Origin of the sequence: Actinoallomurus acaciae (genome assembly GCF_042429965.1) — a bacterium.
GTDB lineage: Bacteria > Actinomycetota > Actinomycetes > Streptosporangiales > Streptosporangiaceae > Actinoallomurus > Actinoallomurus acaciae.
Genome location: NZ_JBHLZP010000008.1, coordinates 25,442 through 42,745 on the forward strand (window position 1 = coordinate 25,442; position 17,304 = coordinate 42,745).

A 17,304-nucleotide genomic window follows, 5' to 3' on the forward strand; every position below is an offset into this window, starting at 1 on the left:
GCCACCAGCAGCCCCGCCCGATCGACCGCCGACACCTCACCGCCGGGATCGTGCGCCGACGGCACCTGGCCGCCCAGGTCACCGACGATGGCGACGGACTCGGCCATCACCTCCCCACGGCGCTCCTCCGGCAGCTCGCCCAGTGTCGTACGGGCACGGTCGAGGTCCAGGGGAGACTCGGGCGGGCGAAGCGTGAGACGCGGACCGGAGGGGGGCCTGGAGCCGCCGGGCCAGGGCCCCGGCGTTCGTATGGCTGGATCGGGCGAGCTCCTCCGCGACCAGCAGCCGCGCACGGTCGAGGCGCGTCACGCGGCCGCCGGGGTCCTGCTCCGACGGCATCCGGCCGGTCAGGTCGGCCACGATCGCCTGCGACTCCCGCAGCACCTCCGCACGCTGCTCCTCGGGCAGGTCGGCGAGGTACTCCCGTGCCCGGCCGAGAGCGGTCGGCGGGGTGGTGGTCTCCGGAGTCCTCCGCACGGTGCCCCGGCTCTTCCCGGGCGGCGGCTCGGTCTCCGGCTCCGAGATGGACTCCGCCTCGGTGACGGTCCGCCGGACCGCGGGCGGCCGCTCGGCCGGGGACTCGGCGGGCGGCTCGACGACGGGTTTGGCGGACGGCTCCGTGACAGGCTTGGCAGGCGGCCCCGTGACGGGCTTGGCGGGCGGCTCCGTGACCGACTCGGCCGGGGGCTCGGGGCTGACGGTGGCCGAATCCGTACCGGTCTTGGGCTGGGGCGTCGTCTCGGACGGCTTCTCGAGCAGGGTGAAGGTGCCGTCGCCGGACCGCGACTGCAACGTGCCGCCGCCGGAGGACTGGTGGCTCCCCTCGCCCCGCGCGTCGGTCAACTCGCTGAAGGTGTGGATGTTGGGCTTCGCCGCCGGCCGTGGTGGCTTCACCGTCGGCTTCCCGAGCTCGGCCCGCTTCTTCGCGGACTCCTCGCGGATCTCGTCGCTCAGGCCCTTGATGCCCTTGCCCTTGCCGTCGCCCCTGCCCAGCGCCTGGCCGGGGCCATCGAACGGATCACGCTTCGGCTCGGGCCTGGGCGGCGTCGGCGGATCGTTGACGGTCATCGGTCTACCGTTGAAGCCCGTGCCCGGCTGGGACGGACGCTCGAACGCCGACTCCTCCGCAGGCTCCTCCGGGAGGTCGTCGACGGTCATCGGGCGGTCGTATCCCGGACCACTCCGACGCCCCTCAGAAGACGTCACCTCACCGCCGGGGGAGCCCTCCGGCTCGACCACGACCTCGTCCCCGGGCTCCTCACCCAACCTCACACCCGGACGATCGAACGCCGTAACCGGCTCACCCGACCCCACCACCGGCTCCGGGTCATCGACGGTCATCGGACGGTCGTACCCCGGACCACTCCGACGCCGCCCAGAAGACGTCACCTCACCATCAGAGGACTCCCCCGGCTCGACCACGACCTCATCGCCGGGCTCCTCACCCAACCTCACACCCGGACGATCGAACGCCGTAACCGGCTCACCCGACCCCACCACCGGCTCCGCGGGGTCATCGACGGTCATCGGACGGTCGTACCCCGGACCACTCCGACGCCGCCCAGAGGACATCACCTCACCATCAGAGGAACCCTCCGGCTCGACCACGACCTCATCCCCGGGCTCCTCACCCAACCTCACACCCGGACGATCGAACGCCGACCCCACCACCGGCTCGCCCGTCCCGGCCGACCTCGTCGGATCGTCCACCGTCGCCGGACGTTCGTACCCGGGGCCGCGCCGGGTCTGCGGAGCCTCGGCGCGCTTCTCCCCCTCGCCGTCGGTCCGCGCCAGGGAGGTCTCGTGGTTCTTCGCCCACGTGGCCCGCTCCGTCTCGCCGAAGCCCTTGATCCCCTTGCCGGTGCCCTGCCCCAGCCGCCGGCCCCCGCCGGGGAACGGATAACGGGCGTCCGCGTCGTCCTGGCTCACGTTGCCCCAGGGCAGAGACTCGACGAAGTCGGTGTCGTCGCCCTCCGGCTCCGTGCCGGTGTGGTCGCCGGTGTTCTCGGGCCGCGCACCGATGCGGTTCCCGCGCGGCCACGGGATCGCGGCCGGCTGAACGGCCTCGCGCGGGAGGTTCCCGCTCATGGGCAGGAACTGCAGGCTGCGGAAGTTCAGTGGCAGGTCCGCGTCGGCGCCCGTCTGCGCGTCGACGAAGTAGACCTTGCCCTTGAGGTTGACGGCGCCGACGATGTGGTCGACGTCCGTGCCGTGCATGCCGATGAGGACCATGCCGTGCGCGCCCGGCCTGTCCTTCAGCGCGTCCTCGATGGCCTTGTAGCCGGCCACGTCGATCGGGTCGCCCCTGTCGAGGTTCGCCAGGTGCTCGTACGGCGCGGCGGCTTCCGGCGGCACCTGGTAGTAGGCCTGCCGGGCGGGATCCCGCTCCGGGTGCAGCCGCATCTCTTCGAGGGTGAGGTGCAGACCGATGCCCGTGAGCAGGCAGTTCGTGAGGAAGTCCGCGCCCTTGGCGTACAACGGATTGATCTTGGACAGCCAGGGGATCTCCTGCCGGATCCCCTCCGGGCCGAGCCTGGTCTGCGACCACCCGCTCATGTGCGGCACGGTCAGCCGGGCGAGCAGGTCCGGGTCGGTGGTGCTCGCACGCGGGGCGAAGGTCACGTCGACCGACTCGTACAGGGTGGCCGCCTCGGTCTCCAGCACCTCCTCGGGCACCTCGTGCGCGGGGTGGTCGCCGAGCCCGACGTGGCGCCACGCCGCGAGAGTCTCGTACAGAGAGGCGACGTTGTCGGCGATCGCCGCGCGGAGGAACAGGGCGCGCTGGTCCGGGGGGAAGTCGAGGTGCCGGTAGACCCGGAAGACCCAGTCGGCGTTCTGGGACAGCCGCCGACCGGGCCGGTAGCCGCGCTCGATCTGGTGGTCGAGCCAGTCATCGGCTCGGAGCGGGAACGGGCGCTTGTGATGCTGCCAGCCCAGGTCGTCGCGGTGAGCCTGGATCACCGAGCGGAAGTCGGCCATCAGGTCGTGCAGCGACCAGCCCGCGTCGTCGGCGAGGCGGCGTTCCAGCTCGGCCGCCGGTCGCCCGCCCGTGAAGCTCCGGGCGACCTTCTCGGGGTCCATCCGGCTGCTGAGCCGGGCGAACAGGCTGCGGTTCGCCTCGCGGACGACACCGATCAGGCGCGGGTCCTGGGCCAGCGCCGTGGACAGGGCACGCTCGTAGTCCGCACGGACGATGTCCCAGGTCCTCGCGTCGTATGCGGACTGGTGGCGAGCGGATGTGCCCTCCTCCACCGCGCCCAGGAACTGCCGGAACCTCCGGTAGATCTCGTTCTGCGCGCCGGTGCGGTAGAGCGGGTTCGACTCGAAGTGATCCCCGGCCGCGCCGAAGACCTCCCGCATGAGCTGGAAGGTCTCCAGGTCGTTGTCGTGGAGCTCGTCGGGGCCGTTGAGACGTCGCAGCTCGGTGTTCGGGTCGAGGCCGGCGTTGGCCTTGAAGAAGGCGTCGACGGCCTGCGAGAAGTACTCCTCGACCCTCGTGGACCCGTAGTTGGTCATGTTCGGCCGCCGGGGGTTGTACAGGTCCCCGTCCGGCCATCTGGCGTCCGGGTCGTTCCACTTCCGGGCGAAGACGGCCTCGATGCGGTCCCTGACGTCCCGCGTCAGTCCGTACGCCCAGAGGAGATGCGCGAACTCGTGCGGGAGGGTGCCGTAACCGTCGGGCGAGGTGAGGCCGATGTAGGCCCACTCGCCGATGAGGCCCTCCTCGTTCGCCGCGGCCGTGGGACCGCCCTGCACCCCCCGGGCGAGCTCGGCCGGTACACCGTTGTTCACCTTGCCGACCAGGTGACGCCAGGGTCCGTAGCGGGTCAGCGGCTCGTTCCTCGGCAGGATGAACATCCGGACGTCCGCCTTGAGCATCTCCTCGGCCGCGTCCGGGGCGTTCTTCAGCATTCGGGCCATGACGGTGTGCGCCTGGTGACGGGTCGTCGCCGGCTGCTCCGCGTCCGGCGGCACGTGGAGCATCAGCCGCGCCGCCGCGTCCGTGAACTCCTCCGGGAGCACCGACCGCCGCAGCCGGGAGACGAACTCGCGGCTCCTCGCCAGAGTCTCCCGCTGCGGCTGGGACATCGCCTCCAGTTCCTGCTGCCGCGCCGAAGGCTCCATCGCGGCCAGCCGGTCCGCCTCGTCGGTGAAGGACGCCGGCCAGTCCGACAGCCTCGGGAACCGGTAGTCCAGGTTCGCCCTGGCCGCCGCCGGGCCCGCGGTAGAGGTCGACGTCGACAGCGGGTCCGGGGAGGAGAACAGATGGGTCAGCGCCTCCCTCTGCTCGGCCGAGTAGTGGTCGAGCAGATCCTGCGCGTGCTCGTCGGGGAACCTGCCCTCATAGGCCACGTTCCGTCGCAGCTCGTCCTCGCTGAACGGGGCGAAGTGCCGGTACCGGCGCCACCCGTCCACATACTTCAGCGCCGGGTCGTCGTGCCTGCGTTCCTTCAGGGCGACTTCGTAGCCGAGCATCAGCTCGTGGAAGCTGTGGTGTCTCTGCGACCGCATCACGGCGAACAGGGCCGCGCGAAGGAGCCCGTGGTCGAGCTCCCGCACGCCACGCCACCGGGTGATCCCCTTGAGGTTGTAGGCGATCTTGTACGCCGAACCCGACGTGCCGGTGTCCACCAGGCCACCGGTCGCCTTCGAGCTCTGCGCGAACTCGCTCGTAAAGATCGGCAGTTCGCTGTTGTGGCTGGCCGGGATCCACGGCAGCTCTTCGCCCTCACCGATCAGCGCCCGCTCGACGTCGCTGAGCGGGGGCCGGACCTGCGACGCCTTCTGGGTCGTGTGGAGGATCTTCTGCTCCTCCACGATGGCCGCGTCCTTCTCGGCCGGCGACAGGTCCGACGCGCTGATCTCCTCCAGCCGCTTCACGTAGTGGACGCGGGCCGGAGTGTCCACGCGCTGCGTGCGCTCGGAGTCGATCTCCGAAGCCATGAGCTCGCTCCCTCTCAGGAGCTTGGGCAACATGCCGCTGGCCACGCCGTTGAACAGGAAGGTCATCCGCTCGCGGAGGTTGCCGGAGTCCACGACCCGTTGCAGCTCTTCGACGGACTTCCCGACCCGGCCGGCGTCCCACTCGTTGTCCGTGCCGTACATCGGGCGCGACGCCTCAGGCGTGCGGTCCCAGAGGGTCTTGACGAGTTCGCCGATGTACGCCGTGACCCGCTCGTCCTCTGACAGGTAGTCGGCGAGCCGCCCCTCGTACCGGAGGGACTCCTCCAGGTACCGGACGCGGACCAGGTCCTCGGGCGACGCGTCCTTGGGCACGAAGGTCGTCACGTCCGGCCGCGGTGGCGTGGGCGCCCCGTAGAGGCGTCCCCGATCCCCGGCCCAGGGCTGTCCGCGCAGGAGGACGGCGACGATCTGATGGAGGGAGTAGCCGCCGTTGAAGAGCGCGTGAAGGTCGCCGCTGATCACCGGGTGGAAGCCATGCTGCAGGAGCAGATGCGGCAACAGCACGTGGAGGTTGAGCCGGCCGTTTCCGTCGGCGTACGAGTGCAGGACGTGCAAGGTGCGGATCGTCCGGCTGATCGCGATCAGACGATCGAAGTCCGTGGTCGCCGCGGAGACCTCCGCGCGGAATCTGTCCAGGACCTCATCGACCAGCGCCGGCGTCTCGGCGGACTCGTAAAGCGTGTAGACATACGTCCTACCGGTGACGTGGCGTTGGTAGACGGTCAGGGAGCCGACGTCCGCACCCGCCTCGATCCTCATCCGGACCTGCTCGTAGGAGGAGATCAGGCGCCGGCCGCCGATGACCTCATCGAGGATGTCCGGCGCTGGCCCGGTGGCGCTCAGGGGGAAGCGCCCCATACTGGTGCCGACGCCGTTACGCTGGAAGTCTCCCTCCACACCACCGGTGACCAGGTCGTGAAGGTGGTTGTAGGTGTTCCAGTCGAGGTGGACCAGGCCTTCGCGGTCGAAGACCGCGTCGAATGCGCGAAGCATCGCCGCCCGATAGCCGGGCGATTTGTCGTTGTCGTAAAAATGGCCGGGATCTGACGGGAGCTCGGCGAGCGCCGCGGCGTGATGCCGTGCCTCGATGATGTACTTCCACACGTCCTCCGCCGCCACGACGTCGGAGAAGCGGAGCGGGGGACGCGGCGGCGTCGGCGAGGTCACATACGGTTCCAGCTCCGCCAGATCATCGAGGGGGCCGGGCCGGGGCCGGCCCGAAGCCGATCCGCCGATGTGAACGGCCGGAACGCCGATCTCGTCGTAGCCCCGACCGGCCTCGTCGTCCGCGGGCACAACGGTGATCTCCGGCACCGGCAGCTGCGTGTAGACGAAGTACTCCGCATCGTCCGGCCCGGCGAAGAAGGGACGATCGGCCGTCGCGCCGGGTCCCGTGCCTCCCAGGCCCCAGCTCGATCGGGTGAGGTGGATCTGTGCGATCACCTCGCCCGCGGCGCGCATCCCGTTCGCCCGCTGCCACGGGCCCAGCGCCGCGTACCGCTCGGGCAGTTGCGCCCGCAGCGCCGCGGCCTGATCCCCGTCGGGCGGCAGACCGGCGCCCCGCAGCACCCGGCGCACGCCACTCCACAGGTCGTCCAGTTCGCTCCGGTTCAACGTCGCCGCGGGCGTTCTCACGCCGACCGTGTCGTCGTCCGTCCCGGCCTGCCGTGGCTCTTCGGGCGGGGCGGGCAGGATCTGCAGGTCATCGTGGTCCTGCGGGGCCAGGGTGCCGGCGCCGAGCCGGGCACGCCCGCCGGCCGGTTTCGGATCGGCGATCTTCGCGAGTTCGCCGCCCTCCGTCTCATCGGGCCGCCGGACCCCCTTCGCCGGCGCCGGCGGCTCGGTGTCCCGCGCGCGGACCGGCGTCCGGCCGTAGGCGCGCAGCAACTCGTCCAGGTCGTAGAACATGCTGTTCTCCGACACCGGCTCGGCGCCCCGCCCGAAGGGGATCTCCTTCTCGTTGTGGAGCATCCGCACCAGGTACGTGTCGCCGTTCTGGAACACGTCCCACTGAACGTTCGCCGCCATCGGCGACACGGACTCACCCCGCCAGGGGTTGTCGGCGTAGGAGTACGGCCGCCCCGGTGTCACCGGCCTCTCGCTGCCCGGCAGGCCCAGCAGGGCGGCGAACGGAATGATCACCTGCGCGTGGGCGAAGCGCAGCTCGGCGCCCACGTCAAGGGTCCCCGCCCGCTTGGCCTCGATCTTGGCGAAGAAGTCGTCGAGCAGGACATTCGCCATCTTGTGGGTGATGTCGCTGTCCGCGAAGCCCGGCCCTCGCCGGTAGAAGGTGGTCGCGTCGCTCAGGTAGGCCAGCAGGGACGCGTCGTGCGGAGTGACGTACCGGTCCAGGTACCAGGTGCCCTCGTCGCTCATCCCCGGAGCGATGCTGTAGAGCTCGTACACCGACTGGGCCGCGTCGAGGCCCGTGGCGGTGCCGGCGGAGGAGAACTCCCCCGCGAAGATCCGATCCACGAACGCCGGAGTGAAGATCTTCAGCAGCACGTCGCGAGCCGCATCACGGACGTCCGGCTGCTCCCTGATCTCCTGCAGCCGGGCCGTGAGGCGCTCGTCGGTGGCGAGGTAGGCCCGGTAGTCGGCGCTCCCCGCGGACTTCTGGAAGTGGAGCAGGTCGCGGTCGGTCCTGGCCGGGTCGACGAGTGGTCGCAGGGCCGGGTCACCGACGGCGAGAGCCTCGGTGAAGACGTCGCCGCTCTCGATCGTCCGGTCCTTGCCCGAGGTGACGACCTCGATCCGCTCGGACCTCTCGGCGATCCCCGTGAACAGGTCGGGAAGGCGCTGACGCATCCGCGCCGCGGCGTCCCGCAGTTCCCGCCTGCCCCGGCCGCTGAGGTTGCCGTACCCGACGTTCTCCATCGCGCCGAGCAGCGACCGTACCTGCGGGCCGAGTTTCTCGCCGTCCCGGGTCAGGGCGCCTTCGCCGACGGCCAGGTCCCACAGCCGCAGGATCCGGTCCCCGTCCTTGCTACCGGCTGCGGCGCGCGAGCCGTGCCGGAAGACGCTCTGGGTGAACACGGGGGTGAACCCCGGCGGCGGCTGCTCGTACGTCCGCGGATCCTGCTGTGGCACGTACGGGGTCTTCGTGGCATGGCCGCCGGGCGACTCGACGGTGCTCGTCACCGGGTACCGGCTGATCGAGCCGTCGTCCTCGCGGATGAGCAGCTCGACCGGGACGCCGGTCTGGGTGCTCAGCCGCCGCGCCGCCGCGGTGGCCGGCGTCAGGTGCTCGACCCTGGTCCAGAGCCGCAGCGTCCGGTCGCGCAGCGCGCTCGCCCCGCCGGCCTGCTGGAGGATGTGCGCGGTGGCCTCGGGCGGGAGTGTGCCCTCCCGGGCCCACTCGGCGGGCAGCCGGTCCTCGTCCAGCGGAGGCGGCTCGACGTCCAGGGCCCGGTCGTCGATCAGTCGCCGCACCACGGTGGCCGGGAGCATGCCGAAGAAGCCGTCCGGGACGGTGACCACGACGTGGTGACTGCGCGGGCCCGTGATGTGGTACTCGGCGTCGAAGACGTAGTAGTCGAAGTCGCCGTCGCGCTGCCGGTTGGACTCGACGTAGTCGCCGGTGGAGTTCTTCTGGACGCGAACGTTCTCGCGGCCCCGGTCGCGCGACGACCCGGGGTCGATCAAGGACTGGTCCGCGCCCTCCTGCATCGGCTTGCCGAACTTGTGACCGAGGTCGAACTCGAGACCGCGGGTCCAGCCGCCGCTCAGCTCGGTCTCGCGCTCCGGCTCCTCGGCCTCCTCGGGGAAGTTGAGGGCGGTGTACCCGCCGCGGTGCACCCAGCGCCCCCGGGTGGGCACCAGCTGAACGGTCAGGTGTTCGCCGTTCAGCAGCGGCGGGCTGAACGCGGCGCGCAGGAGCGGATCGATGTTGGCCTTGAGGTTCTCCTCGGTGAGGGCGATGTCCGCGGTGAGGCCGTCCTGCCGGGTCGGCTCGAAGTCCTCGACGATCGGCGGGATGCCCTTCGCCACCGCCTCGTGGTCGATCCGGCGCCCGGGGATGGCGGCGGCCGGAGCCCACAGCGGTAGCTGGTCGGCTCCGGGCATCGACAGCGCCTGTACGTGCTCGGCGAGCACCTCGGCCAGCGGAGAGACGGGCGGGGCGGGTGTGCGCGTGATGGCCACCCGCGCCGGCCTGGCCGGAACGGCCGGGGCAGCCGGAACGGCCGAGGGGGCGGTGGTGGTCAGATGGGTGGGTACGAGGACCGCCGCCCGGCCGGGGATCCGCGTCGTCGCGGCCGATGGGCGGGTCGGCGGGAACACGCGCTGCCACAGGCGCCGGCTCTGCCCGTGGGTGAAGACCTCCACGAGGCTCGGTGCGATCCCGATGAGCTGCCCGGCCCGGCGGAAGAGCTCGTTCGGCGAGTAGTGGTGGAACACCTCCACGCGGAAGGTGCCCTGGTGAGCGAACTCCTGGGAGGTGTCCTTGGCGGTGGCGCGGCGGATGTCGCGTGCGACCCTGGTCGCGCCGACCGTCGTCTTGTGCCTGCCCGTGTACTGGACGGTCCCGCCGCCGGCCGGCCGGAAGCCCTTCGGCGCGGTGGCCCACCGCCCGTGGAAGAAGGCACCCCCCTGGTAGGCGCGACCGCGGCTGCGGCCCTTGCCCTTCTGCACGAAGCCCTGCCCGCCCATGGTCACCTTGACGTCGGGCCGGGGCCGTTCGTACGTGACCGACTGCTCCTCGAACGTGACCCTGATGCCGGTGTGCAGCGTGCCTTCCAGCTGCGCGGGGATCTTCAGGTACTCCCAGAGGCCGCGTTCCCGCCAGAACTTCGCGGGGCTGTTGAAGATCTGGTGGATCGCGGCCCTGCGCGCCATCGGGAACTGGGCGCGGACGGCGTCCTCGGAGAAGACCGTCTCCACCGCGAGCAGCATCTCCGGTTCGAGGTCGTCGCCGAGGAGGTTCTCGATGGCGTCGACGAGGTCTTCGGCGTTGACCTTCTCGACATACGCGGCCGCCATGGCGAGGTCCGGGTGAACATGGCGGCGTTCGTCCTGCTTGACCGGGACATCGTCGCGGACGGAGAGGCCGTGGTCGACCGCGCGTACATAGGGGACGAGGAACTCGAACCCTCCGGAGATCCTCGCGTGCCGCGTGGCGCGGTAGGAGACCCGCGGGCGAGAGCCCGAGTGTGTGATCCGGCGCCACCCTCTACGGCGCCCGTCGCGCCAGCGCCGGTACTCCATCGTGTACACCGGCTCGGCCCGGAACTGCTCGCTGTCACCTGAGTACGTGCCCAGGTTCAGATCCAGGGCGCCGCCCTGGTCGTCCTGGTGCCTGCCCCGGGACACCTCACCGCTGCCGCTGACACCGGCCGATATCTGGTTGCTCGTCTTCTGGCTGGTCGTCCGGCCGCCTTCCGCCTGTTCTTCCTCCTTGGGAACCCCCAGCCGGATGACACCGCCGGGCCCGCCGCCGGCCTCGAGCGAGTTCTCCGCGCCGTCCTCCTCGGCGAAGCGCGGGTCCGTCTCGGTGTACTGCTCCAGGGTGGCGCCGTCGACGGTCTTCTCGTAGCGAACGTTGAAGGTGCGGACCCGGATCCGCAGTTCCTGCCTCCAGCCGTCCTTGGTCGGTGGCAGCGGAATCGCCAGGCCGCGCTTACGCAGCATGGCCGGGGTGCTGGCCTCCATGAACGTCTGTGTGCCGGTACGCAGGATCCGCTGCGCCACGCCGTACCGGCGGCCGGACGGCACGATCTTGGCGAGCACCTGCTGGAACGGATCGGTCTTCGTCCCGACCCACGACGTCTTGTTGTGCGCCGCCACCAGCTGCGCCAGGTTCGTCGATATCTCCGCCAGGCCGGACAGGGTGACCCGGATACCGGACAGTCCCTGCTTGTTCAGGTCGAACTCGGTGCCCGGCTCCCGGCCGGGCGAGCCGGCCAGCCGCTTGATGCCGTCCTCGTCCAGCGGGCCTCTCACCACGGTCGCCTCGCCGAAGGCGATCACCTCGTCGGCGGGGACCGGCTTGTCCGGCAGATACTTGTCAGAGACGGTCACCGCCGTCCAGTACCGGTCGCCGGAGAACCGGCGGACCTGGGCCGACACGACGCCTTCGGACGGCCGGCGGGTGGTGACGGCCAGCGTGTAGACGGCCTCGTACTCGAAACGAGTGACGTCGCCGGCGGTCTTGTCCCGGCGGTACTCCTTGACGCCGGTGCTGTCGATGACCTTGTACGACCAGCCGCGCTTGGCGAAGAAGCTGAGGACGTCCAGATCGATGCTGAACAGCTTCTTCAGCTTGAACCGGAACCGGATGTTGAACCCGCCGCCGACGGACAACCCCTTCTCTTCCTCGACGTCCAGCGACGCGACGCCCTTGCGCTGGGAATCGAGGGTGACATCGCTCTCGGCCACCGGGTCCCGGCGCAGGGCGCGCAGCTCTCCGTCCAGCGAGGCGGTGAAGATGTGGCCGCCGGCCTCCATCTCGTGGCTCACGCCGACGTCGAGCAGGTTCGGGTACCCGCCCCGAGCCCCCGGGACGCCGAACTTCATGGCCAGCGTGCGCGCCAGGTGCTGGCGTTCGTCCGCCGAGAGCTCGACCCCGGCCGAGCGCAGCTGATGTGCCAGGGCCTTCGTCAGCTCCGGGTAGATCTCTTCCAGGCCGGGCGTCTCCCGCACGATGCCCTTGCCCAGTCCCTTCCGGGCGGCCAGCGCGAGCGGCTCGCGGGGATGCACCACGTGGTGCCAGGGCCGCAGACCCGCGCGGACCCTGCCGTGCTCATCGACGACGAACCGCTGCTCCGGCTCGTGCGCGCCGTCCTCTCCGCCGCCGAGGCGCCTGCCGTCCGCGGCTATCACCGGGATCCGCGTCGCCATCATCAGGCGCATGACCTGGATCACCGGGTCCGCGTCCTTCGCGCCGGATTCGGCGGACTTCTCCAGCCGCAACCGCAACGCCTCGGTGACCTGGACCTGCGGTGTCCCACCGTCCTTCAAGAATCGGGCGATGGAGCCCATGCCGGCCGTCCGCAGCGGCCGCTCCAGGGGTTCGTGCCAGAGGTGGGTCTCCACCACCACCGCCGGCGACGTCGCCGCGGGGTTGGGCGCCCATCCCCGCGGCTCCCGCACGCCGTCCGGCTGCTCGTGCATGAAGAGGGCACCGCTGATCCGGGCCTGGTCGTCCAGCACGTACCGCCACGGCGCCGTGCCCGGCCCCTCGGCGCGCGAGAGAAGAGTCGACCGGTCGGCGTTCATCAGCACCCAGGTGACGTTGTCGTGGCCGAACATGCCCCGCCACGCCTCCGACGACAGCCCCGGCACCAGGGCGTCGTACAGCTCGCCGGGTATCGCGATCTCGACGGGCCGCTGGTCGGCCAGCCGGCGCAGGTCCTCGACGTCCCGTACGCCGTCCTCGCCGAACGGCTCGGGCGGGGCCGTACCGCCGGCGAACCGCGACATCAGCCGCGACACGAGCCCGGTCCGGGGCCCGGCCGGCAGCTCCGGCGCCACCGCCGGCCGGGCGACCGGCGCCTCAAGCTCCTCGGCCGTCACCAGGCCGGAGCCGGTGAGCCGCCCGCCGAGCGCCCGGCGCTCGAACTCCGTGGCGTGCCCGCGGCCGATGCCCAGCTCGCCCACCACGGGCACGGTGAAGTCGGCGTCGCCCAGGTTGGACTTGACGGCGACCGTGAACCGGTACTCGGTCCGGTAACGGACCAGGTGGTCCTTCCGCATGATCGCGATCTTGGCCTGGCCCTCGCGGCCGACGGTGTACCCGTGGAGACGAGAGGACCCCACCTTCGGTATGTCGACGGTCGGGGTGGTCAGATGCTCGCCGAGCTCGATCCCCAGCGCGACCCCGGGGGTGACGCTCGCACCGCTGTCGTGCGTCTCGCCGTCCCGGATGAGGGCCGTGTCCGCGATGTCGTTGCGGAGCAACACCGGATCATCGGTGGTCGTGACATAGCGCACCGTGTGCGGCTGCCCGCTGATCTCCAGATGCCCCTGGAACTCCGAGAGGCGGGGCACCCTCTTGGCGAGTTCGCCCGTCACCTTCTCGCCGAGGTCGCTCGCGGCCTTCCCCGCGAGTTCGTCCGTCACCTTCTTGCCGAAGGCCCACTGCACCTTCTTCGTGAGGACGCCCGACACCCAGCTGTCGGTGAGCCACCACTGACTACGGTCCTTGAGCGTCTTCTCGTTGAAGTACTCCTCGGCCGCGTCCTGGACGATCACGTCGGCGTCCTCGGCCGAAAGGCCGAACTCGTTCTCCAGCGTCGTGGCCAGCCCGATCAGCAGTTCCTCGGGCAGCGCCGCGTTGACCGCGTGGTCCAGCCCGTGCAGAACCCCCGGATCCACCACGGGCACGACGGGGTGCCCGTCTTCGACGGTCTCCGTCATGGCCGGCACCTCCGCGGCGGAGGAGTACGCCTGCGGGTAGGCCAGCCGTGCCCTGCCGGGCAGTGCCACGCTCGGCCGGAACTCACGGTTCACGGTGACCCGGATCCGGATCCGGGCCGAGTAGGGGTGGGTCGCGTTGGCGATGACCCGGTTCCCGGACTGCACCTCCATGGCGATGCTGCGCCCGGAGGAGTACCCGCGCTCCACCGTGATCTTCCCGGTCGGCCCCGCGTGCGACAGCGCGACCTGCGTGCCCCCCTGCACCGCCAGGAAGAAGATCGGCTCGATCGAGCCGTTCTTCGCGGACCGCACATGACGCGAGGTGCCCTCAGAGGACGACGTGTCGCCGTACTTGCTGAAGTACTCCTGGTAGCCCGGGTCGACCTGTACGTCGGCCGGCGGCTCGTAGGCGAGTTCCTTGGCGAAGAACGTGAGCTTGACCCGTACGCCCTTGGTGACGATCAGCTTGCCGTGACGCAGCAGCTTCTCCCAGGTCTTGGGATCACTGTCGGTCAGCAGCGCGACGAGCTCCTTGCGCACCGAGCGCGCGGCCGACGAGCCCAGCCCGGCGGTCACCGAGCCGATCCAGTCGTCGACCGGCTTGGCGACCTTGCCCCCCGGAACCGACCTGGCGACCACGTCCTCCACCGATGACACGTGCCCGTCGCCGAGCCCGCCGTGCGCCGCATACCAGGGCGGCTGTGGCCGGGGATCGGGCACGGTCTTCGGGACGTCGCCCTCCTCGCCCCCGCCCGGCGCGAGCGGGGCGGGGTGCGACGGGATCTCGTCCCGCCGCCCGAGGACCTGGTACACCGGCACGGCGGCCACCGCCTCGGCACCGCCGCCGCGCTGTTCGACGACACCGGTGGCGGCGCTTCGCGGCGCTGCCACGCTCTTCGGGTGGTCGAGCAGGTTCGCGGTCGCGTCGACCACCGACTCGAAGATCCGCAGATACCGCTGCGGCATCGGGTCGGAGGGGTCGAAGGGGCCGCCCGCCATGATCCCGTCGGTCTTGATCGCCGAAAGGGTGCGCCCGGCCACGGCCCGCCGGAACAGCGCCAGCGGGTCCACGTTCTCGTCCGGCAGACCCGCCCAGTGCAACAGCTCGTGCAGCAGCACGGCGAGGAAGTCACGCAGGCCGATGGTCCGGGCGGTCGGCCCCTTCACCCTTGGATCCGGAGCGTCGACGGTCCGGCCCGGCCATACCTGAACGGCCTCACCGTGCGCGGGATCGATGACCAGCCTCACCGCCATGAACAGCTGGTCCTTCGACGCCGGAAGCTCGTACCCCTGGTTCACGTGCTGGTCGAGCACCCGGTTCAGCGCCTGCTGCAACGCCACGATGTCGTCGGGGACGACGCCGGGCATCAGCTTGACCGGCAACGCGATCACGTGGTTGCGAACCCAGGTTCCGTTCTGCGCCTGAATCCGCTGGACGTTCATCCGGACCAGCGTTTCCCAGCCCGAGGCGTTCGGGAACTCCGCCGCCCTTAGGAAGCCGATCGACGGATCGAAGCGCTGCGTCTCGACCTTGACCACCGGCGCGGCCGACAGCTGGTCCAGCCAGTCCGCGCTCGCCGGCGTGCCGACCTTCTTGCCCGGCACCATGACCTTGGCCGGCGTTCCTCCGGGACCTGGGCGATAAGCGCCCACCGGCCACGCCGGCGGCGCGGACCTGATGGTCGGAACACCGGTGGGGAACTTGGCCGCCAGCTCCTCCACCGTGGTCTTCTGCAGGAACCCGGGTCCCAGCTGCTGCCCGTGGACCCACATCGAGACCTGGGGGAAGGTCCAGTGGTTCAGTATCTCCTGACGCCCCTGCGCGTCACGCGTGCCGAGCGCCATCGCCACGTGCTTGGCGCCGTCGAAGGTGACGAGATGCCCGGCGGGGATGTCCGGCGTCGTCAACCCGGTCTGGAGATCGTGTCGATGCTCGGTGAACTCCCCGTTGGAGATCAGGTCCATGAGCACGTTCCCGTAGGCGTCGAGGGCCCTCGGACCCGCGACGTTGAAGTCGACCCCGGAATCGACCTCCGCCTTGAACCGGAGTCTCGCCGCGTAGGCCGCCGTCCGGTGTATCTCCACCAACCAGCGCCGGTCGACCGCTCCGGACCAGAACGCGGTGAACAGGAACGCTTCCCAGCAGTTCATGTAGCTGCGCCACCACGGCGCGGGTCCCTCACCGCGCAGCCACAGGGCGAACTCCTCAGGCCTGCCAGGCATCGCGGCCGTGCCGATTTCGAAACCCTGGCGGGGGTTGGGCCCCGACCTCGTCCACCGGTACATGCCGACGGACCTCTGCGCGGCCCGCAGCACCCGGTGAGTCCAGCTCATCACCCTCGCCGGATCGAACGCGTAGGCCTCCGACACCGGAACGCCGGAGGCCGGCCGCAGATCCTGCGGCGCGTGCGGTGCCGAGTGGACCGGGAGGGGCGGGCCCGACTCGTGCGATCCGGCGCTCAGGGCCTGGTGCGGCGGCACCAGGTCGGCCAGCAGCGCCCGGTCGCTCGTCAGGTCGCGCGGCGCGAAGGTCACGTCGAGCCAGTGGTACAGGTCGGCCGCCTCGCCGTCGAGGATCTCCTCCGGAACCTCATGGGCCGGATCGTCGCCGAACCCGGCGAACCGCCACGCGGCGAGGGTCTCGTAGGCCGATTGCGGGAAGCGGGCGATCTGCGCGCGCAGGAAGTGCGCGCGGTCCTCCGGCGAGAGGCCAAGGATGCGGAGGACGCGGAACAGGAACTCCGTCTGGTCGTTCATCCGGCGGCCGGGCCGGTAGCCGCGTTCGATCATCTCGTCGAGCCAGCGTGCCTCGTGGAGCGGGAACGGCCGGTCCAGCCAGGTCCAGCCGAGCAGGTCGCGGTTGGATCGGACGGCTTGGGCGAACGCGGTCATGAGTTCGCCGAGCGTCCAACCGGCGTCGTCGTCGAGCCGCTGCCTCAGCGCGGCCTCGGGTTCCCGCCCGGACGGGTCGAGGGCCTTCGGGACCACGGCCTCGTCGGGGATGGCGATCGAGAGCCTGCGGTCCAGCTCTTGGAGGGCCCGTCGGAGAGGGCCGATCAGACGCCGGTCGCCGGACAGCACCGTGGACAGCGCACGGTGGTACCTGCTGATCGTGACGTCCCAGCTCGTGTCGGCGTAGAGCGAGGAGAAGCGGACACGGCCGCCGTCCGCGAGCGACCGCTGGAATGACCGGAACGCCTGGAGGGACGCGTTCTCCGCCTCGACCTGCCACAACGGGCTGCCCTCGAGACCGCCCTCGCTCGCCGGCCCGAAGTACTTCTCCATGAGCCGCACGATCTCCGGATCATGCGCCCGCAGCGCTTCGGGGTCGTGGAACCGCTCCAGCCTGGTCTGCAGGTCCTGGCCGGGGTTCACCCGGAAGAAGACGCACGCGGCCTGTGCGAGGTACTCCTTGGCGTTCACGGAGGAGTAGTTGCGCGACCACGGTTGTGCCGGGTTCGTCAGATCTCCGTCGGGCCACCCCTCCAAAGAGCCCTTCCGCGCTTCGTAGAGCGCCTCGATCAGGTCCCGGTCCTCGGGGGTCAGCCCGTACGCGTGGAGCAGGTGGGTGAACTCGTGCACCAGGATGTTGCCGCCCTGGCCCACCTCGTAACCGACGAGGGGCACTTCGCCGATGAGGTTCTCCTCGGGCGCGGCGGTGACCGTGCCGAACCTCGCGGACCGTTGGATGTCCATCGGGTTGCGGTCGGCCACCACGCCGACGTCCGACGTCCAGGGTTCGCGCCCGGTCATGCTCTCCCCGCGTGGGGTGATCATCACCCGCGCGCCCTTGCCGAGCATCCGCTGTGCCGCGTCCGGCGCGTGCCTCAGCATCCGGGTGATGACCTTCACGGCCAGTTCTCGGCTCGTCGCCGACTGGTCGGCCTCCGGCGGCACCTGGAGCATCAGCCGGGCCGCCACCTCGGCGAACTCCTCGTTCCCGTCCTCCAGCCGGTCCCGCAGCCGATCCACGAAATCGCTGCT

General features: G+C 70.7%; 1 protein-coding gene (running past one end of the window). It reads right to left on the reverse strand.

What is annotated here, in order from left to right; all coding sequences use genetic code 11:
- Nucleotides 1–78: 78 nt before the first annotated feature.
- A protein-coding gene (locus ACFFNX_RS02740; protein ID WP_378194499.1) for a histidine-type phosphatase crosses the window boundary here: on the reverse strand, nt 79–17,304 show its 3' portion. The gene runs 23,946 nt beyond the window's last position; 17,226 of the gene's 41,172 nt are visible here — the last part of the coding sequence; its start codon lies off the right edge, out of view; the stop codon is at nt 79–81.